Here is a 25,572-nt window from a genome sequence, read left to right as displayed (position 1 = left end):
AACTACCCATAGAAAATTTCTTATTTTGCAGGGGGAATAAAGCCCATGTCTTCAACAACTTTTAACCCCTTTTTGGATAACAGGTAATCAATAAACAGCTGTTGCCTTTCGTTGGGCTGCTCCTTGGTTACCAGCAACAGGGGACGGGCAATTTTATATTGACCACTGGCAATGGACTCTGTAGTAGGAGTAACACCGTCCACACTTAGAACAGAGATTTTACCTTGGTTTTGTTTGACCAAGCCAAAGGATACATAACCAATGGCATCAGCATTTTCTGCCACTTTTCCGGCCAGAGCACCCATGGAGGGGAGTTGGAGGGCTTCTTTAGCTATAGGTGTTTTTTTCATAACCAACTCGTCAAAGACCTGACTGGCTCCGCCACCCAAATCACGAATGGCCAATACGACGGGGCGAGCTGGCAACTTAGCATCTAGTTCTTGCCAGGTTTTAATCTCGCCGGCAAAGATGCGTTTTACCTCGTCATTAGTTAAATCAGGCTTCACTTGGATAACTGGGTTTTTGGGATTAACTGCAATGGTTAAAGCATCAGAGCCCATTTTAATAATCTTACCGTTGGGCATTTTTCCTTTTTCAGTATCTTTCACTTCCCTGGAAACTAAACCTATATCAACGGTTCCATCAATGGCTGATTTAACACCAAAGCCAGAACCACCTGTGGACACAAAGATGACAATGGGTTCTTCGGGTAACTTGGGATCAACTTTGTTCCAGGTCTTATATTCTTCTGTAAAATCATCGGCACATTTAGCAATAACCGGTGCTAAGGTACTGGAACCACCAATTTTAATGGATTGAGCTGTGCTTTCTTGTCTGGCCGGTTCTGATTTCGCTGGCTCACTTTGACCACAGCCAGCCAGCATAAGCAGGACCATAAGCCCCAGTAGTACTTGAAATAACTTGCTTTTTCGCATGGGTAACCTCCTCAAACTTGTCCCTTCAAATAGAAGGACGTAGCATTTTTTAGCATATTTTTAACATATCATAATAGAAGTTGTATTAGAAATGAAAATAAGTTATAGATACAAATAAAAATATAACGTATGGTTAAACGGAACTAAAAAGCCGATGGTAGTCAATATGAATTCTAACAGCATTTTAATTACATCATCTTTTTTTTGGGCAACAATAGGTTTAACTGGCGGAACTTAAATTTTTGAAAAGGAGCGATGACAAGTGTTTATGCATGATAAAAGGTTATTAGAAATGGTTAGAGTTGAAAGGCCAAATCCTACCTATGCTGCTATGTTATCTGAACAGTTGGGAGCTGCCTATGTTAATGCCACTGGCGATTTAGCAGCGGACCTATTATCAAATATTGCTGCTGAACAACGGGCAAAGGTTGTGTATGAATACCTGCACCGACAAATTGGGGATAGGTATGTTAGAGAAATGATTGACTTTTTACTTAATCGCGAGGAAGCCCATAACACCCTCTTTAGACAGGCCCTAAATAAAGTTCAGCAAAGTGGTTCTAACAGGGATTGGGGTGTGGACCAAGATGCCAGATTATATTTTAATCTATCAAATCCTGGGAATAACTCCTTTAGTGTATCAAATCCCAATGGAGGAGGACATTAGTAAAATATAATATTTTAAAAGTATCTGGACTTGATTTTCAAGTCCTTTTGTTTGGCTATAAAGGTTTAATGGTAATTAATCTAATGTGTTACATTAAATACAAATTAAAATAATAATTAAAATATAAAAAAATAAATTGCGACAAAAAATATTAAATTTTACCAAGGTGATTTAATAAAAGTCATCGAAATAATCATGAAAATTCTGACTATCGGATGGTGTAGGGAATTGTATCGAAAGCTAAGGGATAGGTTATTTCCATTACAAATAACGAAACGCTTTTATCTTGGTATGGCTTTTTTGATCATTGTACCCATTTTAGTTATGGAAATTCTCGATCAAATTAGCTTTATGGAAGAAAGAAAAATAATCAAAGAGAAGGAGCTTTTTGCCGTTGTTTGTCATTTAAACCGCTCTTTGCAAGGTTCTTATGATGATATACTTAAACAATACAATATAGAACCTTCTCCCCAAGCAAAGTTGTTAATTCTCAACTCTGTTTTACAGCCAATAATTAATCAAATTGCCTTCTGTCACACGAATCTTATAATAGGTTATTATTCCAGCGAATTGGATAGTATTGTGGCCTCAAATCTAGATTACCCCACCGGCAAGCTTTATCCACTACCCCACACGCTACCCTATTTTGATATTTATAAAACTGGCAACCCGCAATACTTCTATGATCAAGATTTTTTTCATAAAAACAGCCATGAAACCCTTAGCCTGGTCTATCCCCTTCATCGGCAAGGCAAGCTGATTGGTCATGTGTGGGCCAGTCGAGATATGGATAGTTTCTATCAAGAAGCCTTAGCCAGAAGGAAAAACACTCTTCTGGCCGGTTTTATCATGCTTTTTGGCAGCATATTCTTATCCTGGATATTTTTTACTAGATTCAAAAGAGATTTAAACCATTTTGCCAATGCCATCGGCACAAATAACTTGAGGATTTCCAGTGATTCTTTACCGGAATTAAACCCCCTGGTGGAACTAATTTATAAAAGAGAAAATGAACTAAAAAGAGAACTGGAAATCAGTTCTTCCATTGCAGAGTTATCCAGTAAGGTTATTTCAACGGCTTCCTTCAATGAAGTCACAGAACATATATTAGACCAGGCCAGGAAATTTACCGACAGCAAACTGGGCTATGTAGGGTGCCTTGACCCTATGACAGGGTGTTTAACTATCTCATGTCTGCCTAAAGGAATAGGCGGGGACATACATAGTGGAAAAGAGGTATTTATAAAATATAAAGGTCTATGGGGATGGGTGCTAAAGAATAAAAAATCTCTCCTTTCAAATAATCCGGAACAAGATTACAGAGCCCAGGTTACTCTTCCAGGTCATGTTAAAATAACCAGATTTATTGCTGTACCTGCCATTATTGACGATCAATTAGTTGGTCAAATTGCTTTAGCTAATGCCAAAAGGGATTATACCCCGGGGGATCTGGTGTTGGTAGAAAGATTTGCACGTCTTTTAGTTATTTTAATTCATCGGGAGCACAGGGAAGAAGCTTTACGTATGTCGGAGGACCGCTTTGCCAAAGCATTTAACACCAATCCCTGCATGGTATCTATCACCACCCTTGATGAAGGTCGTTTTATTGATGTCAACAAAAGTTTTTTACAAACCCTGGGCTACGAACGTGAGGATGTCATTGGACATACGTCCCAGGAAATTGATATTGGTATAAAGTCAAAAAGAAAGGAAGTTATTAATAGCATTAAACAAGGAAAACCCGTGCACAATCTTGAGGTAACTTTTTATGGAAGAGAAGGGAACAGGATGGTTGGGTTATATTCTGCCGAATTAATTAAATTGTCTGGGGAGTCTTGCCTTCTTTCGGTGGTGAATGATATTACCAAACGTAAACAGTTAGAAAAAGAAATGATACGACTGGATCGCTTGAATATGGTAGGCGAGATGGCTGCAGGCATTGCCCACGAGGTAAGGAATCCCTTAACTACGGTAAGGGGCTTCCTGCAAATGCTCGGGAAGAAAAATGACAATGGTAAGCTTCAAGAATATTATGCATTAATGATTGAGGAGCTTGACCGGGCAAACACAATTATCTCAGAGTTTTTATCCACTGCCCGAAACAAACCGGATAAGCTGGAGCTAGAAGACCTTAACACAATTATTGACACCTTGTTCCCCTTAATCGCAGCTGACGCCATGAATTCTGATTGCAATGTGGTGAGGGAGTTGACAAATATTTCTCCAATTTTACTGAACCAAAAGGAAATACGACAGCTTATTTTAAATCTTGCCCACAACAGTTTAGAGGCCATGACACCTGGTGGAACCCTTACAATCAAGACTTTTATGGTTGGAGAGGAGATTATTTTGTCAATGGCCGATACGGGTAAAGGAATTGAAACCGAAATATTGGATAAATTGGGAACACCGTTCTTTACAACCAAAGAGAATGGCACTGGTTTAGGGCTGGCAGTTTGCTATGGAATTGTTAGGCGACATCATGCATCCATAGAAATTGATACAAGTCCCAAGGGAACAACATTCTATATTAAATTTAAACAGTTTAAAGGTGTTGACAATGAATATGCTGTTTGACTTTAAAGAAGGGGGCAATGCCTCCTTTTTAGTGTTTTGGGAAAGCTTGCCTAAGGTATTGAGAAAAAGTAATCTTAAATTTGTAAATGGTTAACTCCTTTGGTACAATTAAATGCTGGTGCCCAGAATTAAGGAATATAACGTTTTTGATCTGGTCATTTTATAGAATAAAGTCTCTTAAAGAAAAAAGGAGTGTATTTATGTCCAGTTTTTATGAGCTTGGTCTTAGTAAGTCTGTGAGCGAATCAATAAAGCTCATGGGCTTTGAAGAAGCTACGCCAATTCAAGAAAAAGCTATTCCCATTGCTTTGTCTGGGGGAGACTTAATCGGACAGGCCCACACAGGAACAGGAAAGACTGCTGCCTTTGGAATACCTATGGTAGAAAGATTTTCACGGCAACAAGATACAATCCAGGGACTCATTATAACACCAACTCGGGAACTGGCCGTTCAGGTGGCAGAGGAAATGAACAGGATTGGGCAAGTTAAAGGAATCCATACCCTGCCTGTTTACGGCGGACAAGACATTAATCGTCAAATTAGAGCCCTAAAGAAAAAACCCCACATCATAGTCGGTACTCCGGGAAGGCTAATGGACCATATGAAAAGAAAAACCATTCGTCTAAATGAGCTTACCATGGTGGTTTTAGATGAAGCTGATGAGATGCTCAATATGGGATTTATTGAAGATATTGAGGAGATATTACAACAGGTTCCTGAGGAACGTCAGACCCTACTTTTCTCTGCTACAATATCAAAACCCATTCAAGAATTAGCCCGACGATTCCTAAAAAACCCCGAGTTTATTGCTATTAAGGCCAAAGAAGTTACTGTACCCAGTATTGATCAAAGTTACGTAGAGGTACAGGAAAAGCAAAAATTTGAAGTTCTCTCTACATTTTTGGATATTCAATCTCCGGATCTGGCCATTGTTTTTGGACGGACCAAACGGAGGGTTGATGAACTTTACGAGGCCTTAAGCAAGCGGGGCTATTCTGCTGAAGGTATTCACGGTGATCTTACCCAGTCCAAGCGAGAAAGTGTTTTGCGTCAGTTTAAGGAGGGTATAATTGAGGTTTTGGTGGCAACGGATGTAGCAGCCAGGGGGTTAGATATCAGTGGTGTAACCCATGTGTATAACTTTGATATCCCCCAGGACCCGGAAAGCTATGTCCACCGCATAGGTCGTACCGGCCGAGCCGGCAAAAAAGGTGAAGCCATAACCTTTGTTACCCCCAGAGAAATGAATCATCTAAGGCTTATCGAAAGAATAACCAAACACAAGATCAGTCGTCGACCCATACCCACCATCAAAGAAGTCATAGAAGGGCAACAACGACTGGCTGTGGAAAAATTATTAAAAGTTGTGGAAGAGGGTGGCTTCGAACATTATCGTAGACTGGCAGAGGATTTATTAATTGAACAGGATGCTGCGACCCTTGTGGCGGCGGCCCTGAGGATGATAACCAAGGAACCGGATCGAACACCTGTTCAATTAACAGAAGAAAGACCCCTTCGTTCAAAGAAGGCAGAGTCCTTTCAGCCCCGGATGAGGAAACCGTACAAGGATAACCGTGGTAAAATAGAGGGAAAAAAAAGAGGGGAGTTTAAGGGTCATCGGCGCGGTAAGAAAAGACCTTCTATATAGATAGTTTTATGAGAATCCAAATGATCTTTAACGTAGCCTCACCAAATGGTGGGGCTATCTGCTATAATTTATCAGCAAATTTAACAATGATAGAGGGATAATGAAACTGCTATAGAATGTAATTTTAGAAACTAATTTTTCGTTTGTTTTTGGAACAGTTATTTCCAAAATGGAACATTTGATGTGCGGAATATCCCCAATTTGTTTTAAATAGGAACATTTCGTATTGGTACGATTTTTGCTATATTGTGTAATAACTTGTCTCCGAGCCGCTTGGTCTAAGGCACTTGCTATGATCTCCCGGCCGTTAGGGTTTACTGAGAAATTGGTAGGCCTCCCGTGTGGAAAGGAGCCGGTATATGCTTGGTCGTGTTTTTTTGGCCGGGGTCTGCCTGCTTCTTGCAGAGATCCTGGTTTTTAATTTTTTATGAGGAGGCAGTCATGACTAAGGTAAAAGAATTGGTTAATAATAAACAAGTGGAATTGGACAGGTTAACCGATGTGTGTGAAAGTTATCTTGATGATATAAATATTCTGTCTCAAGCTGTTGACTATCTATTACAGCAACGTAGCGAAGGAAAGTTATCTCAAGTCCATGGCGGACAGTTTCGCCTGGAAGGTGAGGATATTTTGTTAAAGGAAGGTTACCCCCTAGAAGTTCTCATAGAAGATAATGGGGTAACAGGTTGGCAAATCGGCCGACTTATGTTTGACCATACAAAGGATGAATATTATTTTATTGGACATGGGAGTAAGCGGTACATGCTAAAACCTGGTATGCTGGCAGCTGTTCGCTTGCAGAGCATTTATGGACAAAGCAGTTGTCAAAGCCATCATTCTTAGTGAAGGATAATTTGTACTATGTCATACAGTAAGTAGTTATCCTAGCACTTAAGGAGGTACCGAATCATGCAAGAACTAATAGAAAGGGTTAAAAAACAACTGGAAGGAGTAGAATTGCAAAAATTCACTGAGGAACAAAAAGTTCTCTTTAAAAACAATTATAATTGCAAGCTTTACTTCTTTGACTATGGACTTAGTTCCGATGGGGACTTAATAGTGAGGACAACAAGAAGTAACTATAATAATTTGCTTTACTATATGGGTTTTGATTCTGTTAAAAATGATTATGTAAAAATGAAAATAGAAGTTGAGGAAAATATGCTAGTTATTTATAACTTGGATTCGGAAAGTAACTTTTAGAAATCCTCTAACGTCAAGGCTTCAAAGTCATTTTTACGTGTAAAAATTTTAGCAAAAAAAAGGGTACACCACTCCTTAGCTGGAAATGTTTTAGTGACCAAACCAAATCATTCCAAAGGATGGTGACCCTCTAAAATGATGGTATCACAACTTATTACCACAAATCAACTTGAAACTATGTCCCGTCAACAACGACGTAACTTGGAACGCAAATACCAAAAGAAATTAAATTCCCTACAACACCAGACTAGCAAAAGCGATCTTCCGCTTAGGTTTGACAATTCGTCTGTAACCGCTTATGGAAGTTTTGGTATACTAGAGGCTTTTAAGAAGGCTGTTGATTTACCCGGTATGCTTAAACGGGTCTCTCTTAAGCGGCATCATAACTGTAAATACTCTGATACAGAGTTGTTGGATACGATCATTGATGCCCTCTCATTGGGATTATTGCGGTTTTCTCATATGAATGCTCTACAAACTGATCCTGGGTACCAGAAAATTAAGGAAGTAACACAAGTGCCTGACGAGAGCACCTTGCGAAACTTTGTATCTCTTATATGTGAGCAGGAGGCATTAGACCAATTGTCTCTGGTGAATCAGGAACTGTTATCCTTAAAGGCCAAATGCGACCAATCCCGCGAAGTCTGGCTGGATATTGACGACAGTGTCCTCACTGTTTTCGGTAAACAGGAGGGATCAAAAGTCGGTTACAATCCCCGGTATCACGGGCGACCTTCCTACAAAGTAAAAGTAGCGTTTATCTCCGGAACTTGCGAACTGGTCAATGCTGGCTTATATAGTGGGAATGTCGCCAGTAACGGCCAATTTATGGAGTTTCTTAAAGAGACACTAGAGATCTTAGCCAACCAGAATATCCTCGTAAAAGGCATACGCATGGATAAAGGTTTTTTTGATGAAGATAACTTCGCCTACCTGGAAGAACAGGGCATTGAGTATATTTGTAAGGCTAAGCTCACCAGTAATATGAAAAAAGTCATTAAATACCTTGATGATCAGGAACGATGGCAGCCTTTGAGCAACCACTACGCTGCAGCAGAAATTACTCCTCCATTGCCTAAATGGTCCAAAGCCCGCAGGTTTGTATTTATCCGTGAAACTCAAGAACCAAAGGTATCTGGTGAGCAACTTAACTTTGACCTAAAGACATTTGATTACCAAGTGATAATTACTTCTAGCGACGAGTACAACCCAGAGGAGGTATGGCACCAATACAATAAGCGTTGCAATATTGAAAACAAAATTGATGAACTCAAGGTTGGTCTAGGCTTTGAAAAAATGAGTCAGGCAGAGTTGGATCGAAATATAGCCTTTATGTGGCTCAAAGTATTATCGTATAACATTCTCAACTGGTTTCGCTTGGTCTTATTGGATGGCAAAGACAGTCGTGCTGAAGTGCCAACTATCCGCCGCAAAATACTGAATGTACCTGGGAACATTGTAGGCAACGACCGTTACCGCCATATAAAGTTAGCCCCTAATCCCTGGCTACAAAAGGTTTTGAAAAATGCCAAGGAAAAACTACAAGAATTTCTCTGCACACAGGCATGGGTTGCAGTAAGTTCCGGTTAAACAAACATCGGACGACCTAAATATCTGGTGTCACTGATCCCCCAAAAGGGGTCTTATTAACTGTACCCTAAAACCTAGCCTTTATTGGGGTACTTAGGAGTAATACCATATTCCAGACGCCAAGAATTTCAGAGACCATAAAAACAGTGGTTTAATGCCCTAAAATTTGGTTATTTGAGGGATTAAGTCAAGCTCGGGAAGCTACTTTCCGATTTCAAGTTTAATTAGGCACGGAGCAATTAAAACAAAGGGTGGAAAAAGATTTATCGGTCAGCTTGATCTGCCTCTCAGTGAATTAGGTATCAATCAAGCCAATCGTCTAAAGGAGGAGCTTAGCTGTGTTCGCTTGAACTCTATTTTTTGCAGTGATTTACAGCGTTCACGACAAATGGCTGAAATAATTGCAGAAAAGCATAATCTAAGGCCAACTGTCAGCCTGAGCCTAAGGGAAATTTACCTGGGGGAGTGGGAAGGGCGATACTTTGAAGAAATCCGCCGCAAATTTCCCCAGGATTTTATGCAAAGGGGAAAAGACATAGCTAACTTCTGTCCACCCGGCGGAGAAAGTTTTAGTCAGTGCAGCCAAAGGGTATTGGCTAAGTTAGATGAATTAATGCAAAGAACCACCGGCAATATTTTAATTGCCGGTCATGCAGGGGTAAACCGTGTGCTTCTTTGTCATATGCTGGGTATGCCACTGGAAAACCTTTTTCGTATTAGTCAAGACTATGGTTGTCTCAACATCATTGGTTATGAGAAGGGTAAATATAGAATTAAGCTTTTGAACAGGCAATTCAGGATCGTCACCCTTTAAAGGATGAGTAAGCATCTTTGATACCGCTGCCCTTGGCAGTGGTTTTGTTTTTTGTCAAAATCATAATAAGGATTTTTTGTTAAGTAATTTCAACAACAATTCCTGCTTATTTCGAACACAGATTTTTCTATATAGTTGTTTAAAATAAGTCACACTTTCCGTATAATTCATAAGGTAGATTTATGTAAAATAGGGCAAAATTATATTAAGAAGGGGATGATTCTTTTTGCAGGCAAGAGAATTTTGGGACATAATTAATAGGGATGACAAGCCTTTTATAGCTTTTACAGAAAAACAACCAACGATAACCTTTACTCAGGACATAAGGGAATACTCCACAGGGCTTGAAACTGGTATGATGGCAAGTCTGACACATGTTGCTGAAAAGCAAGATATGGTACATATTGTTTGTGATTTGACAAATTTTGAGGCACACAACAAAATATTTGAACAACCCGTATTTGAGGGGGAGAATGGAAAATTTGTAAAGTGGAGTGAGTCATTCTTCTACCCTGAGAACAGAATTGTAGAGTTTTTTGTAGAAGCTAAAAATGAACTTCCCTTTGAAGTTGGGCAAGGCAATGAGTTATACAAAGAATACATAGAAAGTAAAACTGACCTTAATTACGTTAAGTGGCTAGAGGCGGAGGTATTAAAACTAAGAGAATCCAGTTAGTAAAAATGGTACATACCCTATCCTTTATTGACGGCCTTATAAAACTCTCATGATATGCTGCGGTAAAAGAACCTATAAGATCAGAGACCATATCCAAATCAGTATCCAATAGATTAACTTGGTTTTTAATAACCGGTTCCAAACCAATGTCTAGTAGAAATTCGAGTATTTCATAAATGGCTTCTGTACCAACACCAATCAGTAAAATAAAAAACCCCCTGATCAATTGGCCGGAGGTTATAAGTTAATCTTTCTGCCATTATTCGGTTTGGACAAGGGGATGACCGACGGTCATCTCCTATTTTTGCGGACAGCAGTGTTAGAATAAAAAAACACCAACCTCAATTGGTTGGTGTTTTAAAACTAGATTTTATTGGTGCCGAAGGCGGGAGTCGAACCCGCACGGTTGTTACACCGCTGGATTTTGAGTCCAGTGCGTCTGCCAGTTCCGCCACTTCGGCATAAAATCGACCGCTTATTTATTATACGAGAATAGATAAAAATTTTCAAGTGCAAAAATTATTTTTTTTTGGTATTATGACAAGAAAAATAAAAAAATAAATAATTTGTTTTGTTACAAAAGGTGTTATAAGTGCGTCTTATTATAAGGGAAAACTATTTTCTTTTTAAACAGACTCTTTTCTTATTCTAGGCAAGTAGTACCAATGATGGCTTATTTTAGCTAAAGGATTACAGGACTCAGCGTAGAAAGATTAACTTTGGAAAAGTATTTTTAAGTTATCTGGTTAGTTGATTGGAAACCTTTTGCTAACTTTGAAATATTCTGGAAGAGATTAATAAACCTTTCAAAAGAGGAGGGGGACCCTTGCCCCTGGAAGATCAGTTGCTTGTTGAACGTAGCAAAAAAGGTGATAGAGAAGCTTTTGAACATCTAGTTCGCTTATATGAGAATAAGGTTTATACAATTGCTTACAGATTAATGGGGAATCATGCAGATGCCTCGGATCTGGCTCAGGATGCTTTTATCAAGATATACCAGGCACTTCCCAATTTTCGAGGTGATTCCAGTTTTAGTACCTGGATTTATCATATTACTGTGAATGTTTGTCGTGATGAACTGCGGAAACGGCAACGTAGGCCAACTGTTTCGTTGGATGATAACTCCAGCGACAGTAATAACAGCAATACATATGAAATTCGCAGCAACGACCCAGGACCTGAAGAAATGTTGGATCGTAGTGAGACCCAGGCTATGATTCAGGCGTGTTTGAATACTCTCTCAGATGACTATCGAGAAATAATTGTTATGCGCGAGATTCAAGAATTGGCCTATGAGGAAATAGCAGAGATTTTAGGGTGTTCCTTGGGAACAGTTAAATCCCGGCTAAGTCGTGCTCGGCAGGCCTTAAAAGAGAAAATCAGTAAGCAAATGGAACTTATAACTCCTGCCAAACGTCTAGCTAAGTAAAGGAGGGATGTTCCGTGCAATGCCACGATATTTTAGGTATGCTGTCCCCTTATCTGGACGGGGTACTTAATTCAGAAGAGTGCAATGAAGTACGGGTACACTTGGCCAGTTGCCTTAGATGTAGGGCGGAGTTTGAAGAACTCCAAGCAACCGTGCTTTTGTTGCAGGAACTTCCTGAACTGACTCCCCCGGTTGATTTTCGGGAAAAGCTAATGGAGAGAATTGATCACTTATCGACACATGAGCCAAATATAGCACAAAAGGGTTGGTTAGCCCGGATTACAGATATTACCAGGAGTGCTTGGTACCGTACTGTTGCTGTGGCAGCTGTAATGGTTATGACACTGGGGGTTACTTCTTTATGGCAAAAGGAAGTACACCCTCTGTTGCCCGTTACTCCCGCTAAGCAGGGTATAACAATCCCAATCCCAGGGCAAGAACCACAATCAACTGAACCAAAACCAAACAAAACCAATAAATCAGAACCACCAAAGGGCCAGGAACCTAATGCCAGCGTTTCTCCCATGGCCCCAGGAAACTCCGGTGAACCAGAGAATGGTTCTGCTGTTAAGAATTCTCCCAAAACTTCAGCTAAAACGGGAATTGCGAGTTCTGCTAAGCAGGTAGAAAGCTTTGTACCCAGCCCCAATGAGGGTTTGGTTGAAAACAGTATGACTATGAAGTTGGACGTTAATCAAGTTGAAGAGTCTTTAAAGGCCATTAACCAGATTGTCCAAGTTAATGGAGCTTCGATTACTGTACCTTATTATGGAACCAATGAAGGTGGTACCCTGGAAATAAAAGTGACGAGGAATTCCTATGGCATAGTTAGCAGTTCCCTACAAAAACTGGGGGCAGTGGTAAATTATTTACCTGTGGAAAAGGATTTGAGTGTTCAGCATAAGCAAGCCACAGAAATATTAACAACATTAAAACAAAGGCAAGCTGAGTTGGAACAAAGGGTGACAGAAGTTGCAGATGACCAGTTGCAACAACAGTTGGCACAGGTCAATGCGTCCTTAGCCGAACAAGTTAATGTGATTAAGCAAATAGAAGAACGGAGTACCTATTGTCTCATTACAGTAACTCTTATATAAAATTAGATAAATTTGGATTGTGCCCCTTATACCTACGAAAAGTTTTATACTTTTTATTAATGCCTAAAAACCAGGAACGTATTGTTTCCTGGTTTTTTGCATTAATGAGAAGGAGATGGTAACTAAAGTAAATATTTCTTGTAAAATTGTATAGAAATAGTTTACAATATTTCTGTATGAAATCATCATGAAAGTAACAAACAGTAAATTAAGGGGGGGCAGAAAAATGAAGGAGCAGGTTAAAGAAGCATTAGAACAAGTACGTCCTTTTCTGCAAAGAGACGGTGGCGATGTTGAATTTGTAGATTGCGACGAAAAGGGTGTTGTAAAGGTTAAATTAAGAGGCGCATGCGGCAGTTGCCCCGGGGCTTTATATACACTGAAAAACGGTATAGAGCGTGTCCTTAAGCAACAAGTTCCTGGTGTAACCGAAGTTGTAAGGGTAGACTAGTTTACCAAAACCACAGGTAGCAGTTGCCTGTGGATTATTTTTACTTTCAACATAAACTTGGGGGAGCTATAATGTCATGTCTTGTTCGGGGCACCTGAAAAGAAAAAAATAATCATTTTTAAGATAGGTTGAAATTAGAAAAAATCTTTTGGGACATAATGATTAGCCCAAATGGAGATATTTAAATTATGTCGGGTAACAAGGGGGTGAAACAACCATGCGTGAAAGGGTTCAAGAAGCGCTTGAAAAAGTTCGTCCTTTCCTGCAAAGAGATGGTGGGGACGTAGAATTAGTAGGTGTTGATGAGACATCTGGTATTGTTAAGGTTAAGCTAAAAGGTGCCTGTGGTGGTTGACCCGGTGCAACATATACCCTGAAAAATGGGATTGAGCGGTCGCTCAAGCAAGTGGTTCCAGAAGTAAAGGAAGTTGTATCTGTATAATACATAAATCCCCCTTAGATAGGGGGATTTTGTTTTAATGCATATTTAATAAAAGCATCAATCATTGGGCTTCTATTTTTGCGTCGTGGGTAAACTAAAAACAGGTCACGTTGCATGGGTAAATCCTTAATTTTTAAGGTAGCGATTTTATTTAAAGCCTGTTCCTTTAGTGTGGCCCAACGGGAAACCACTGAGACACCTGCACCAGCTTCAACAGCCGTTACAATGGCACCAGTGCTGCCGAGTTCCAGGGCGATGTTTAATTTGTCTGTGCTAAGGCCACCCTTAGTTAAAAAGGTTTCCACCACCGATCGGGTTCCAGACCCTAATTCTCGCCATACTAGTGGTTCTTTGGCCAGCTTTTCAATGGGTACCTCATTTAACTCTGCAAAGGGATGGTCAGTGGGTGCAATGACCACCAGTTCATCAGAAAAGAATTTTATTCCCTCAATACGTTTGTTATTAGGCAATATACCCACAGCTGCCAGATGAGCGGATTCCTCCAACAATTTGCGGATGGCTTCCTTTGAATCACCAATCTGCAGTACGGTTTGCACATCAGGATATTCCTTTTTAAAGGTCCCAATGATGGGGGGTAAAATATAATGTCCAGGTATGGTACTGGCCCATAGTATCATGCGGCCGCGAATTTCTCCAGACATCTGTCGAATTTCCCGTTCAGCCTTATTCAACTGTTCCAACATTTCCCTTGCATGACGGTAGAACAACTCTCCAGCAGGGGTTAGGCTGACACCTCTTCCTTTCCGCTCCACCAAGGCAGTACCAAAGTAAGCTTCCAGTACACTGAGCTGTTTACTAATGGCTGGTTGAGTTATGTGGATTTCCTGGGCAGCCAAAGATAAATTCTTTTTTTCGGCGACAACAATAAATGTTTGCAATGTAGATAAGTTCATCTTTTTGATCACCAGAGATATTATATCATTTATTTTAGAAGATGACTTGTAATTATAAATAAAAATTATATTTATCAGCTACTGTGATTTATGATTTATTTTTAATAATGTATAACAACCGATTAATAACAGTTGCAAACTCCCCCCAAGTTATATGTTCGTCAGCTGGATGGTTATTGGCCAGTAATCCTGTATCAATTAACTGCTGTATCTCTGCCTGGGGGTTCCAGACGGGCGGCTGAGGTGTGACAGGTGGTTTGGTGGGCAAAGGGGCTGGGGTTGGATTTGGAATAATTGTTAGAGGGGTTAAATTGAGTCCCTTTACCAACCCATGGGTGATAGCAGTGCTTAGATCATTAATGAAATCAGTGTTTTTTAGTAGGGATGCATCCTTCGGATTATCAATAAAAAGATTTTCAGTTAATATAGCTGGCATATTGGTTTCTCGAATAACGGCAAAATTTGCTGCTTTTTTACCCCGATCTATCATATAGTACTTCTGCATATCGGCCATGATAGTATCGTGTAAGACCTGACGGGTTTTTATGGTGGTGGAGCTTACTTCTCCGTTATAAATAAAGCTTTCAAAACCAGTGCCGCCTCCAGCGTTGATATGAATGGATACAAAATAATCAGCATTTACATTATTGGCATAGGCCGCCCGTTGGCTTAAGGAAACAAAGGTGTCACTGTCCCGGGTTGATTTCACGGTGACATCATAGGCAGCAAGTCTTTGGATAATCTTCTTAGCAATCTCCAGTGTAATATCCTTTTCCTGTAAGCCATTTCCCAGGGCACCGGGATCTTGTCCGCCATGGCCCGGGTCCAAACAAATTATTTTTCTTGTCATCCAGTACACCTCTCTTGAAGATATTTTCATATCTTATTTTTTATCACAGTAAACTTGCTCCCGACGGTGTTTTAACAAGGGAAGTTGTTGACGAACCTTAGTGAGATAATCTAAATCAATATCAGCAGTAATAATTCTAGGTTTTTCGTCAGCCTGTACCAGGACTTCCCCCCAAGGAGTTGTTACCAGTGAATGGCCATAAGCAATATAGTCGGCCTGTGGGTTTCTCGCCGGTGAGATTGCTGCCACATAGATTTGGTTATCCAGGGCCCGGGCTCGCATAGTTAATTCCCAATGGGCCGGTCCGGTGGTCATATTAAAGGCGGCAGGTAATATTAACAACTGGATTCCCTTTAGGGCCATTAAGCGAAGGAATTCAGGGAAACGTATGTCATAGCATATGGCTACACCAACCCGGCAAAAGGGGGTATCGAAAAAGGTTATTTGATTGCCGGGGGAAAGGGTGTCAGATTCTTTAAAGGTAATGCCTCCTTCTATGTCTATATCGAAAAGGTGTACTTTCCTGTGTTGGGCTAGCAAGTCGCCATTCGGACCAAAAATAAAGGAGCTGTTGTACAAATTGGTTTGATCTCTCTCTGGGATAGAACCACCCACCAGGTAAATGGAATGTTCCCTGGCTAAAGATGCCAGAGTTTTGATGGTTTCACCGGAGGGGAATTCTTCCGCATAAAGGGGGAAAAAATTGTTTCCGTAGGGGCAGTTAAACATCTCAGGTAAACATACCAGGCTACACCCCAGAGAAACAGCGTTTTTTACGGCTTCCTTGGCAGATAATAAATTTATATCTTTGCTGGGTTCTACTGTTATTTGGCAAAGGCCTAAACGGAATGATGATGGCATTGTATTACCCCCAATCTAAGTTGATTTTTGATACTTCCTTAATATTTTATACAAGTTATACTCATATATAGAATGTTTTTTTATTTAAAACAAAGGCCGGCTGACCTGGAAGGTCAGTACCGGCCTTTATATAGTTATTCATTATACAGTCTGATTTTTCCCCTTTTCTTTCGCCACATAAAGGGCTTCGTCGGCGTGGGCCAGTAGATCTTTTTCCTTGCGTCCATCGTTGGGCCACTGGGCTATGCCCATTGAGACGGTAAAGGGTGGGTTTGCTATTTTTGCCAGGTGGTTTCTGATTTTTTCGCCAACTATCCTGGCTCCTTCTCTGGGGGTATCTGGCAGCAACAACATAAACTCATCACCCCCGAAACGAGCCACAGAATCGGTGGGACGAATCACTTCCTGCGTTACTTGAACAAAGGTTTTCAAACATTCATCCCCCACGCCATGGCCGTAGGTATCATTAATATTTTTAAAGGAATCAAAATCAAGGGCAATAACAGAATGCACTGTACCTTCAGTAGCCATATCTTTCAATTGGTTAAAGCGGTTGGTAAATTCCAGTCGGTTAATGGCGCCGGTTAGAAAATCATGAGTAACAGCTTGGACTAACCGATCATTGGCCTCTTGTAATTCCCTGGTTCTTTCTTGGACCTTCTCCTCCAGAGCGTTGTTAGCATTTTCCAATGCAGATCTGGTAGCCACCAATTGCAGATAGGGTTTCTTGACATTATTTAAAAAGATGGCCACGTAAATTAGAACATAAGAAGCAAAGCGGAATAAATGACCCAATAAATTTAATGTGTCATAGACATCCCCGTAGGAAATAAAGCACAATTCACTAAAGATAGAGATGGTAAGTGTGCTAATAATAAGCTGCAGATAAGTGTCCATGTGCTGACGGTATAAACGGAGATAGCCCAGTACAGCAGCCACCAAGAGTGCAATGATAGCATATTCAATAAATACCTTGGCCTGTGTAAGCCCTACATCCTTTACATACATCACCGGGTAGAGGGAGGAATTAAAAGATACAGTAACCAGCACAAATATCACCAATGACATGGTTGCCATCAGTAAATAAAAGCGGCAGTGACGTTTAACGAAGCAAATTTCTTTTTTATAAAAGAATATACTGGTCAAGAATGTTAGTGCCATTAAGATCCTGCCGATGACATGGTACTGGGTTGCATGATTTGCACAGGCATTGGCAAAAATATGTGGCATCCCTTCATAGGAGTAAAAATGAAATAAATCAATAAATCCCACAGCTAAAAGTCCTAGACCAATAAAATAACTATAAAAAGAACAGTTATTTAAGTAAGAGTACCAGGTTACTGTAAAAGTACCTAAAGCGACAAATACACAGAAAAATTCAATATTGGTGTGAATAGTAAGGAACATAGCCGATGAGTAACTGTGATTGAAGCCAAGCAAGGTTACCCCCATGTAAAGTGCAAGGCAGATAAGGGAGATTATAATTAGCTTCAGACGTAAATTAGCCATGCGCAATTTTTTCAATGTATGATCTGATAATCCCATACTTCACCCCTCCCCATTCTTTATTCCATATTATGTAAAATAAAGAGGGATGTTACAGCATGGAAAAAGAAGTTGCTGATTACTCAAAATGACTTTATATTTGGCTACTGTCCGAAACGTTTCGCGGAGAAATAACTGGGCAGGCCTCTGTGATAAGAGCAGTGGTATCCTGCCAGACCTGCTGTAAGATTTGGTAATCCTTCTGGGTGAGCAAGGGGTCCCGACCAGTTTCGAAATCTTCTATGGCCTTTTGTACTGGCAATACCCGGTATTTCTTTTGTCCGTTTTTAAAATAGGTATCAACCCAAACTGGCACATAATCAACATTAGTAATGGTTACTCTATTGGCTTCCTTGGTTAGCTTAACATTGGTAATTAAACCACAGTTTGAATAACGCCAGCTTTGGTTGGAGATAAAGTTACCTAGAGAATAAGCAACAAAACATTTTTTCTCATTATTGGTGGAACTGACCTTTAAGTCCATTGGCTGAATTACATGAACGTGGTCACCGAAAACAATCGTAACTCCTTGTTTGAATAAATTCTCCACCAAAGTCCTTTGGGATTCGTTGGGATGACGTTGGTATTCTGTTCCAAAGTGAATGTATGCAATAATGACATCTGTCTTGGCGGCCTTTAACTTTTCTATGTCTTGATAAATTTTACCCGATTGAATCATATCTACTGCATAATCTTTTCCCTTTGGTAGGGGAATACCGTTGGTGCTCTCGGTATAATTGAGGATGCCAATTTTAATCCCTTTGATTTCGGTGCAAAACACCCTTTGGGCATCCTCGGCACTACGGTAGGTGCCCAGTGACTGGAGACCCGCTGCTTCCAAGTGGTCCAGTGTTTTGACGATACCAGTCCAGCCCCGATCCAGACTGTGATTGTTGGCTGTAGTAACCACGTCAATGCCTAATTCTTTCATATTCTGAGCCAGTTCTTCAGGGCAGTTAAAGACAGGATAGCCTGAATAACCTTGCTCTTTTCCGGCTAATCGCGTTTCTAAATTTACCAGGGTCAGTTCGGCAGTGCTTAGAAAAGATCTAACCTCAGAAAAAATAGGTTTAAAATCATAGTTTCCACCGGGTAATTGGGCGGCGTGAATAATCGGCATGTGCATTAGAAAATCACCCGCCGCACTAATAGTAATACTTTCAGCAGGAGGGGGCTCGGGAGGAGTAGTGGGAGGAGATGAAATTTTTTCTGGACCACAACCCAACACAACGATTATTAACCCCAAAGATAGGGCAAATAATAGAAATTTATTGTTCATCCTCATCGCATCCTTATATTTTTAAAAGCCTATTCGCTAAATTAACTGAAATTCCTTTCTAAAAACAAATTGTTCAGATTATGAAATGTTCGAGGTTAGCACACTGTTAGAAAACGAAACATTCGCAATGTTCCTTTTCTGACCAGCAAGGTGGTAAAGAACGGGAGAAAATATTGCTCAGTCTGTTGCAAAAGTGCAAAAAAACCAAATTTACTATATTGTTAGAAAATTCACATAATACTGAAAGGTTTGGCATGCTCTTTGCTTATATAGTTAGTCAGTTAGACAAAGGGAAATATCCCTAAAGCCATAAATATACAACTTAAGGAGGAATTCACCATGACAGTTGGAGAACAAGTATTTGGCTATTTTATTCCTACAGTAAACCTGATGGGTGTAGGTGCACACAAGGAGATTCCCGATCAAGTTAAAGTATTAGGAGGTTCCAATGTTTTAATTGTAACTGATGCTTTCCTTGGACGTCCTGGCGGTATGGCGGATGACATTAAAGGGATGTTGGAAGCTGAGAATATTAAAGTGACCATTTATGCCGGTGCAGAACCTAATCCCACAGATGTTAACGTTCATGATGGCCTGAAAGTTTATCAGGAGTGCGGTGCTGACATGATCCTTTCCTTGGGCGGCGGTAGTTCCCACGACTGTGCCAAGGGCATTGGCATAGTTGCTACCAATGGTGGTAACATTCGCGACTATGAAGGCATTAACAAGAGCAGCAAGGCGATGCCTCCCTTTATTGCTGTAAACACCACCGCTGGTACCGCTTCTGAAATGACCCGTTTCTGCATTATTACCAATACCAGCAACCATGTTAAAATGGCGATTGTTGATTGGCGTTGCACCCCCAACATTGCCATTAATGACCCTTTGTTAATGGCTGGGATGCCTCCAGCATTAACTGCTGCCACAGGTATGGATGCTCTGACCCACGCCATTGAAGCTTACGTATCCGTCGCTGCAACTCCAGTCACCGATTCTGCGGCCCTAATGGCTATTAAGTTAATTTCACAATATCTGCGGGCTGCAGTTGCCAACGGAGAGAATATGGAAGCCCGTGACAAGATGGCTTATGCTGAGTTTTTAGGTGGTATGGCCTTTAATAATGCTTCTTTGGGTTACGTACACGCAATGGCTCACCAGTTGGGTGGATTTTACAATCTGCCTCACGGTGTTTGCAACGCTATTCTGCTACCCCATGTGGAAGCCTTCAACTTGATTGCCTGCCCCGAGCGTTTTGTTGATATTGCTGTCGCAATGGGTGAGAACGTGGAAGGATTGTCTGTTCGTGATGCTGCGGACAAGGCGCTATCTGCCATTAGAAAGCTATCGGCCGATGTTGGAATTCCTGCAGGTTTAACTGAACTGGGTGTTAAGGAAGAAGACCTGAAGACCATGGCAGAAAACGCTATGAAGGATGCTTGCGCCTTAACCAACCCGAGAAAAGCTACTCTGAATGATATTGTTGGAATCTACAAGACTGCCCTATAAGGGAAGTCAATTCCATCTAAACCCCATTCATATATATTTTTTGTAAGGTGGACCAAGTGTCCACCTATTTTTTTTCTATAAGTTTTGTCTTTTGAATAGTACAATGTTTAATAAATCTTTACCTTACATAGCCCTAAAGAACAGAAAGTGGCAAATCAAACTAGTAATGGTAGCGCCCCAGAGGTAGTTTTCTTTTAGATAGGGCAGGGATGTTTATGTTTATGGAGAATATTTTATAAATAATCACACAGATAGAGAGTTGTTTTTAAAGATTTACCCGGAGGTACTTGCCCATGCCAATGAATAGTTTGCTTCATATAAGTAAATTTGTGGCCCCGGAAATTATATTTGGCCTGGGAGCCTTAAGTCAAGTGGGCGAAAGTGCTGCCCGTTTAGGGATTAAAAAGGCCCTTTTAGTTAGCGACCTGGGAGTCTTGGAGGCCGGTTGGTGCGATAAAGTCCTTGACTTTTTGAAAGAGGTTGGGATTGACGCTAAGGTCTGGTATGATGTAACTACCAACCCGAAGGATCTTGAAGTAGCCGCTGCGGTTGAGTCTTATCTAGAAAGTAACTGTGATGGGATTGTTGCTGTGGGTGGGGGCAGTCCCATTGATGTGGCCAAAGCCATTGCCATTATTGCCACGAATGGTGGTCAAATTAAGGATTATGAAGGGGTTAATAAGATTACCTGTCCCTTACCACCAATGGTTGTTGTATCCACAACCGGGGGTTCTGGTGCGGAGGTTTCCCAATTCTCAATGATTGTGGAGAAAGAACGGCAGGTTAAAATGGCCATCATTTCTAAGTCCTTAGTTCCAGATATCGCCATTGTGGACCCTCATTTGCTGCAAACTAAAAGCGCCAGGTTAACGGCTGCCACAGGGGTGGATGCATTATGCCATGCTGTGGAGGCCTATGTTTCATTGGCAGCTACGCCTCTTACGGATGTACATGCCCTAGCGGCCATCCGTTTGATAGCTTCAAACTTAAGGGAATCGGTTGCCTGTAAAACAAACCTGAAAGCGAAGGCAGCCATGGCCATGGCTAGTCTTCAGGCGGGCTTGGCTTTCTCCAATGCCATTTTAGGGGCCACCCATGCCATGACCCATCAGGTAGATGGTTTGTTAGATTTACACCATGGAGAAACAAATGGTATTCTTCTACCCCATGTAATGGAGTTTAATATGATCTCTTGCGGTGAGAAATTTATTAATATCGCTGAGGCAATGGGCGTGCAGATAACTGGTTTAGGTAAATGGAAATCAGCGGAAAAAGGAATATGTGCTGTGCGTAAATTGCTGCGAGATATAGAGATACCGGAGCATTTGGCACAGGTGGGGATGAAAGAAGAATATATTCAAAAACTAAGTGCCAACGCTGTTAAAGATGCCTGTCTGGTAACAAATCCCCGGGATTGCAGTGTCGAGCAAATTGAAGCACTTTATCGAAAAGCCCTCTAGGAGGGATACCTATGTTTGACGATAAACTAACCATCATACAAAATTTAACTGGTGTTAACTCTTCAAAATTAAATTATTACTTGGCAGCCCAACGGTCCAATGAACAAATTAAGATTCAAATGAATCGCATGGAAATTTTACACCAGATCATTAAAGATATTAATATTGATATGTCTTTGGCTGATATAGTAGGACGGGTTTACAATAAACTTCCCAAGGCTATACCTTGCTGTTTTTTAGGATTGGCACTGGCGGAAAATGATAAGTTAATTATGACCGCTGCAACACCTGTCAGTGATTGTGTGGGACAACCGGTTCCATCGCTATCGGTTATTTGGCAATCCTACAGTCAGTGCAAGCGAATTTTGTATGACCTAGGCAGTCAATCGAAACAACTGTGTCCCTTGATGAATGGGAAGGACCCGGTAGAAAGTTTGGGCCTGAAATCGACGGCCATTGTTCCTTTATTGGTTCGCAGCCAAGTGATTGGGGTTCTCATAGTGGGAGATAATCATATTTCGGCCTATGGTAATTCAGAAGTAACATTTATTGAACAGATGGCTGACCAGTTGGCCATCTGCATTGAGAATGCCCGCTTATATAAAGAGGTCTCAAAGGGGAAGCAGCAGTGGGAAGATACCTTTAAGGCTGTGCCAGATCCCATTATCCTTATTGATAAGAACTACAAAGTTTTAAGGCATAATCTGCGAGAGGCTCAATCCCTTACTATGAACCTAGGGGATGGAGTCAACCCCCAATGTTACCAGGCTCTCTGGCAAAGAGAAATTCCCTGTGAACATTGTCCACTGGCTAAAGTGTATCAAACGGGCAGGGGTGTTTACCTGCAAGTCCAAAATGAAGGGACTATTTTTGATTCCTTTTATTATCCCATGGTGGATACAAATGGAGAAATATATGCAGTGATATTGCATATGAAAGATGTAACCGAAAAGGTAAAGATGGAAGCACAGTTAATGCACTCGGCAAAGTTGGTTGCCATAGGAGAGATGGCTGCCGGGGTTGCCCATGAACTAAACAGCCCTATGACCGTAATTATTGGTACTGCTCAGATGATGCAGAGGGATATGGGGCCGGAAGACCCTCGGTCTGAATGGCTGGACGATATTATTGGGTGCGGTATGCGATGCAAAAAGATTATTCAAAACTTATTATCTTTCTCCAGACAAGGTCAGTTTGCCCTTAACGAAACTGATATTAATCAGCAGGTTGAAAAAGTATTAAGCTTGATCCATTATCAAATAAACCGGAACAATATTAATATTATTAAAAATTTGGACCTGAATGTTCCTTATATTATGGCTAACGGTCACCAGATACAACAAGTATTAATTAATTTACTGTTAAATGCCAGGGATGCCCTGGAGGAAATAGAGGGTGAAAAGAGTATTTGGATTTCAACCACCGTTGAAAGTGATCAGGAAACCCAATGGGTGGTGTTAACAGTTCGGGATAATGGCTGTGGTATTCATCCAGAGGGGTTAAATAAGATATTTAACCCCTTCTACACCAGTAAAGAAGCAAGCAAAGGAACAGGACTGGGGCTTTCAGTAAGTTTGGGAATTGCCCAGTCCCACGGTGGAACCATTAAGGTCGAAAGTCAGCAAGGATTCGGCAGTTCTTTTCATTTTATGCTGCCATTAAAGCAAACAGGGGGTGAGGCCTAGTGGTAAATGCACCAGGTGTTTTAATTATTGATGATGAGCAATCCGTTGGAACTTTCTTTAGCCGCCTGTTAAAACCTAAGGGTTATCGAGTTGGTGTAGCCTGTTCAGGGGTCCAGGCCCACGAACTGGTGGCAAAGGATCATTACGATGTGGCAATGGTGGATTTAAAACTGCCAGATGCCGATGGTTTAAGTTTGTTACAGCATATCAAAAATGTACAACCCCAGTGCGAAGTTATTATTATGACAGGCTACAGTACAACTCGAACCGCAGTTAAGGCCATTCAATATGGGGCCTTCGACTATATTGAAAAGCCCTTTGATGATATCTTATTAATTGAAAAGTTAATTGAAAAGGCTCTAAACTTTGGTATGACAGATGGGCAAATGGATAAAGAAACTTTCAGTTGGAGCAAGGTAGCCGAAAAGATCGGTTTTCAAGTGGGCAGAACCCCTCAAATGATTAAACTGGTTTCCATAGCAGAACGGATTGCAGCAAAGGATATAAACGTCTTAATTCAAGGTGAAACTGGTACAGGTAAAGAAGTACTGGCCCGCTTTGTTCACGCAGCCAGCCAGCGAAGTGATAAGCCTTTTCTGGCCATAAACTGCGGTGCATTGCCGGAAAACCTGTTGGAAAGTGAACTTTTTGGACATGAAAGGGGTTCCTTTACTGGAGCCAGTGTCCAGCGCAAAGGAATTTTTGAATTAGCTAACAATGGTACACTTTTTCTGGATGAAATTGGGGAAGCCAGTTTGGCCATTCAAGTAAAACTATTAAGGGTTTTGGAAACAGGAGAGTTTCTCAGGGTAGGTGGAGAAAAACCTGTTAAAACAAACGTTCGTATAATTGCTGCTACCAACGTGGATTTGGAAGAGGCAGTAAAACAAAAACAATTTCGGGAGGACTTGTTCTATCGCTTGGATGTAATCCGCCTGGTTCTACCGCCCCTGAAGGAAAGATTAGAAGATATCCCACAGTTTGTAGAACACTTTGTCAATCGCTTTTGGGAAAGAAATGATGGTCCTGTGCCCGCTTTTGCGCCATCCTGCATAGAAGCCATGTTAAACTATCATTGGCCGGGAAATATTCGGGAATTGGCCAACTCTGTGGAACAAGCACTGGCCCTATGTGATGGAAATGCCGTACTGCCAGAGCATTTATCCGGGAAAATTAATGGGCAGTTTTTAAATGATGAGCGAACCGATAAAAAAGCTTTGAGTTATCATCCAGGGCTGAGTGATGCAACCAGTGTTTTAAATGTTAAGCCGGAGGATTTAGATCAACTTGATCAACAAGCATTACTGGACCTCTATCATAAGGTGGACGGTCTTTACCGGGCGATTCACCGAACCATGGGAAAGAAGGGAATTACTACGGTTTTTCCCTTAACGATACAGGAACTGGAAGCTAGGGCCATTGAAGAAACCTTAGAATTTTTCAATGGTAATGTCAGTATGAGTGCCCGGGCCTTGGGTATTGGACGGAACACATTATACCGTAAGGCCAAGGAATATAACATAAATATTTCCGGTTAAGACAAATGCGACAAGGGGGAAGGTTCTCGTTGTCGCATGTTTCTTTATGATACGAATGTTCGCATTTGAAACAATAAGTTGTGCTATATTGGTTCATTTTTAATTAAATTAAGAAAAATTAGATGGCATAAAAATTGCTTTAAGAGAATAATGTGAGAATAATTAGACAAGTGTAGTGTGTTTGAAACATTCTTTCTTTGGGTGCAGGATATTATTTTTTTTTGTCGAATTATCTAATTTAAAGTAAGATTCAGATTTTTGTTTATCGTTTAATAGACAAAAGAAAAAGGATATTGATATTTACACTTCCGATTTACTATATTCCTACTGGGAATTAGTAAACGGGGTGCGATGAGCAATTGTCGTGCCTGCCACTGCGCAAAGGAAGGGTACTAGTGATGAAC

General features: G+C 40.8%; 23 protein-coding genes, 1 tRNA gene and 1 riboswitch. Of the genes, 16 read left to right on the top strand and 8 right to left on the bottom strand.

Annotated features, from left to right (window positions below):
- Positions 1–20: 20 nt before the first annotated feature.
- Positions 21–935, bottom strand: a complete 915-nt coding sequence (locus DRED_RS12235; protein WP_011878603.1) for a phosphate ABC transporter substrate-binding protein — start codon at positions 933–935, stop codon at positions 21–23.
- Positions 936–1,197: 262 nt separating this feature from the next.
- On the opposite strand from DRED_RS12235, the gene DRED_RS12230 reads away from it, so the two are divergent.
- The 8 genes from DRED_RS12230 to DRED_RS12195 all read left to right on the top strand — a co-directional run bounded on the left by DRED_RS12230 (position 1,198) and on the right by DRED_RS12195 (position 10,111).
- The gene (locus DRED_RS12230; RefSeq protein ID WP_011878602.1) at positions 1,198–1,602 is read left to right on the top strand and encodes a manganese catalase family protein; all 405 of its coding nucleotides are present in this window, start codon (positions 1,198–1,200) and stop codon (positions 1,600–1,602) included.
- A gap of 195 nt (positions 1,603–1,797) precedes the next feature.
- Positions 1,798–4,179, top strand: a complete 2,382-nt coding sequence (locus tag DRED_RS17950) for a GAF domain-containing protein (RefSeq protein ID WP_083755174.1) — start codon at positions 1,798–1,800, stop codon at positions 4,177–4,179.
- A gap of 200 nt (positions 4,180–4,379) precedes the next feature.
- The gene (gene cshA, locus DRED_RS12220) at positions 4,380–5,828 is read left to right on the top strand and encodes a degradosome RNA helicase CshA (RefSeq protein WP_011878600.1); all 1,449 of its coding nucleotides are present in this window, start codon (positions 4,380–4,382) and stop codon (positions 5,826–5,828) included.
- Between the two features lie 250 nt (positions 5,829–6,078).
- Positions 6,079–6,196, top strand: a riboswitch (molybdenum cofactor riboswitch).
- A 73-nt stretch (positions 6,197–6,269) separates the two neighbouring features.
- The gene (locus tag DRED_RS12215; RefSeq protein ID WP_041274613.1) at positions 6,270–6,671 is read left to right on the top strand and encodes a DUF5348 domain-containing protein; all 402 of its coding nucleotides are present in this window, start codon (positions 6,270–6,272) and stop codon (positions 6,669–6,671) included.
- Positions 6,672–6,737: 66 nt separating this feature from the next.
- Entirely contained in the window at positions 6,738–7,031 is a 294-nt protein-coding gene (locus DRED_RS12210; protein ID WP_011878598.1) for a DUF3909 family protein, read from the top strand.
- Positions 7,032–7,166: 135 nt separating this feature from the next.
- Positions 7,167–8,621, top strand: coding sequence for an IS1380-like element ISDre3 family transposase (locus tag DRED_RS12205; RefSeq protein ID WP_011878597.1), 1,455 nt, complete (start codon positions 7,167–7,169; stop codon positions 8,619–8,621).
- 181 nt (positions 8,622–8,802) lie between these two features.
- Complete coding sequence (gene cobC, locus DRED_RS12200) at positions 8,803–9,435, top strand: alpha-ribazole phosphatase (RefSeq protein ID WP_337998937.1); 633 nt, start codon at positions 8,803–8,805, stop codon at positions 9,433–9,435.
- A 226-nt stretch (positions 9,436–9,661) separates the two neighbouring features.
- Positions 9,662–10,111 carry a hypothetical protein gene (locus DRED_RS12195; RefSeq protein WP_011878595.1) on the top strand — a complete coding sequence of 150 codons (450 nt, stop codon included), beginning with the start codon at positions 9,662–9,664 and terminating at the stop codon, positions 10,109–10,111.
- Here DRED_RS12195 and DRED_RS19825 read toward each other — a convergent pair.
- Positions 10,065–10,337, bottom strand: a complete 273-nt coding sequence (locus tag DRED_RS19825) for a DUF2238 domain-containing protein (RefSeq protein ID WP_476580508.1) — start codon at positions 10,335–10,337, stop codon at positions 10,065–10,067. The two genes, DRED_RS12195 and DRED_RS19825, sit on opposite strands and share 47 nt — an antisense overlap.
- A 148-nt stretch (positions 10,338–10,485) precedes the next feature.
- Positions 10,486–10,572, bottom strand: a tRNA-Leu gene (locus DRED_RS12190).
- Between the two features lie 365 nt (positions 10,573–10,937).
- On the opposite strand from DRED_RS12190, the gene DRED_RS12185 reads away from it, so the two are divergent.
- The 4 genes from DRED_RS12185 to DRED_RS18825 all read left to right on the top strand — a co-directional run bounded on the left by DRED_RS12185 (position 10,938) and on the right by DRED_RS18825 (position 13,530).
- Entirely contained in the window at positions 10,938–11,540 is a 603-nt protein-coding gene (locus DRED_RS12185) for a sigma-70 family RNA polymerase sigma factor (protein WP_011878594.1), read from the top strand.
- A gap of 14 nt (positions 11,541–11,554) precedes the next feature.
- Positions 11,555–12,637, top strand: a complete 1,083-nt coding sequence (locus DRED_RS12180) for an anti-sigma factor family protein (protein WP_011878593.1) — start codon at positions 11,555–11,557, stop codon at positions 12,635–12,637.
- Between the two features lie 226 nt (positions 12,638–12,863).
- The gene (locus DRED_RS12175; protein ID WP_011878592.1) at positions 12,864–13,088 is read left to right on the top strand and encodes a NifU family protein; all 225 of its coding nucleotides are present in this window, start codon (positions 12,864–12,866) and stop codon (positions 13,086–13,088) included.
- A gap of 217 nt (positions 13,089–13,305) precedes the next feature.
- Entirely contained in the window at positions 13,306–13,530 is a 225-nt protein-coding gene (locus DRED_RS18825) for a NifU family protein (RefSeq protein WP_156779659.1), read from the top strand.
- A 14-nt stretch (positions 13,531–13,544) separates the two neighbouring features.
- Here the strand turns inward: DRED_RS18825 and DRED_RS12165 are convergent, their stop codons facing one another.
- The 5 genes from DRED_RS12165 to DRED_RS12145 form a co-directional block, all read right to left on the bottom strand.
- On the bottom strand, positions 13,545–14,444 hold the full coding sequence (locus tag DRED_RS12165) for a selenium metabolism-associated LysR family transcriptional regulator (RefSeq protein ID WP_011878590.1): 900 nt from the start codon (positions 14,442–14,444) through the stop codon (positions 13,545–13,547).
- Between the two features lie 88 nt (positions 14,445–14,532).
- Entirely contained in the window at positions 14,533–15,294 is a 762-nt protein-coding gene (locus tag DRED_RS12160) for an N-acetylmuramoyl-L-alanine amidase family protein (RefSeq protein ID WP_011878589.1), read from the bottom strand.
- Between the two features lie 33 nt (positions 15,295–15,327).
- A complete protein-coding gene (locus tag DRED_RS12155) occupies positions 15,328–16,155 on the bottom strand; it encodes a carbon-nitrogen hydrolase family protein (protein WP_011878588.1) in 828 nt (275 codons plus the stop codon).
- Positions 16,156–16,296: 141 nt separating this feature from the next.
- Positions 16,297–17,700, bottom strand: coding sequence for a sensor domain-containing diguanylate cyclase (locus DRED_RS12150; protein WP_011878587.1), 1,404 nt, complete (start codon positions 17,698–17,700; stop codon positions 16,297–16,299).
- Positions 17,701–17,794: 94 nt separating this feature from the next.
- Entirely contained in the window at positions 17,795–18,979 is a 1,185-nt protein-coding gene (locus tag DRED_RS12145) for a CapA family protein (RefSeq protein ID WP_156779658.1), read from the bottom strand.
- 339 nt (positions 18,980–19,318) lie between these two features.
- Between DRED_RS12145 and DRED_RS12140 the strand changes: the two genes are divergently transcribed.
- The 4 genes from DRED_RS12140 (at position 19,319) to DRED_RS12125 (ending at position 25,168) form a co-directional block, all read left to right on the top strand.
- On the top strand, positions 19,319–20,485 hold the full coding sequence (locus tag DRED_RS12140; protein WP_011878585.1) for an iron-containing alcohol dehydrogenase: 1,167 nt from the start codon (positions 19,319–19,321) through the stop codon (positions 20,483–20,485).
- A gap of 293 nt (positions 20,486–20,778) precedes the next feature.
- Complete coding sequence (locus DRED_RS12135; protein WP_011878584.1) at positions 20,779–21,945, top strand: iron-containing alcohol dehydrogenase; 1,167 nt, start codon at positions 20,779–20,781, stop codon at positions 21,943–21,945.
- Positions 21,946–21,956: 11 nt separating this feature from the next.
- Complete coding sequence (locus DRED_RS12130; RefSeq protein ID WP_011878583.1) at positions 21,957–23,630, top strand: GAF domain-containing sensor histidine kinase; 1,674 nt, start codon at positions 21,957–21,959, stop codon at positions 23,628–23,630.
- Positions 23,630–25,168, top strand: coding sequence for a sigma-54-dependent transcriptional regulator (locus DRED_RS12125; RefSeq protein ID WP_011878582.1), 1,539 nt, complete (start codon positions 23,630–23,632; stop codon positions 25,166–25,168). The genes DRED_RS12130 and DRED_RS12125 overlap by 1 nt, the downstream gene beginning before the upstream one ends.
- Positions 25,169–25,572: the final 404 nt, after the last annotated feature.

The sequence above is a fragment of the Desulforamulus reducens MI-1 genome (assembly GCF_000016165.1).
GTDB lineage: Bacteria > Bacillota > Desulfotomaculia > Desulfotomaculales > Desulfotomaculaceae > Desulfotomaculum > Desulfotomaculum reducens.
Note: the sequence above shows the minus strand (reverse complement) of the source record. Positions and strands in the feature narration are given on the sequence as shown.

Bases quoted from the DNA above. Each gene is read 5' to 3' on its own strand.
- DRED_RS12140 (WP_011878585.1), top strand. From the start codon at position 19,319: ATGACAGTTGGAGAACAAGTATTTGGCTATTTTATTCCTACAGTAAAC.
- DRED_RS12160 (WP_011878589.1), bottom strand. From the start codon at position 15,294: ATGACAAGAAAAATAATTTGTTTGGACCCGGGCCATGGCGGACAAGAT.
- cshA (WP_011878600.1), top strand. From the start codon at position 4,380: ATGTCCAGTTTTTATGAGCTTGGTCTTAGTAAGTCTGTGAGCGAATCA.
- DRED_RS12205 (WP_011878597.1), top strand. From the start codon at position 7,167: ATGATGGTATCACAACTTATTACCACAAATCAACTTGAAACTATGTCC.
- DRED_RS12135 (WP_011878584.1), top strand. From the start codon at position 20,779: ATGCCAATGAATAGTTTGCTTCATATAAGTAAATTTGTGGCCCCGGAA.
- DRED_RS12155 (WP_011878588.1), bottom strand. From the start codon at position 16,155: ATGCCATCATCATTCCGTTTAGGCCTTTGCCAAATAACAGTAGAACCC.
- DRED_RS12165 (WP_011878590.1), bottom strand. From the start codon at position 14,444: ATGAACTTATCTACATTGCAAACATTTATTGTTGTCGCCGAAAAAAAG.
- DRED_RS17950 (WP_083755174.1), top strand. From the start codon at position 1,798: ATGAAAATTCTGACTATCGGATGGTGTAGGGAATTGTATCGAAAGCTA.
- DRED_RS12235 (WP_011878603.1), bottom strand. From the start codon at position 935: ATGCGAAAAAGCAAGTTATTTCAAGTACTACTGGGGCTTATGGTCCTG.
- DRED_RS12145 (WP_156779658.1), bottom strand. From the start codon at position 18,979: ATGAACAATAAATTTCTATTATTTGCCCTATCTTTGGGGTTAATAATC.
- DRED_RS12175 (WP_011878592.1), top strand. From the start codon at position 12,864: ATGAAGGAGCAGGTTAAAGAAGCATTAGAACAAGTACGTCCTTTTCTG.
- DRED_RS12150 (WP_011878587.1), bottom strand. From the start codon at position 17,700: ATGGGATTATCAGATCATACATTGAAAAAATTGCGCATGGCTAATTTA.
- DRED_RS12130 (WP_011878583.1), top strand. From the start codon at position 21,957: ATGTTTGACGATAAACTAACCATCATACAAAATTTAACTGGTGTTAAC.
- DRED_RS12210 (WP_011878598.1), top strand. From the start codon at position 6,738: ATGCAAGAACTAATAGAAAGGGTTAAAAAACAACTGGAAGGAGTAGAA.
- DRED_RS12215 (WP_041274613.1), top strand. From the start codon at position 6,270: ATGACTAAGGTAAAAGAATTGGTTAATAATAAACAAGTGGAATTGGAC.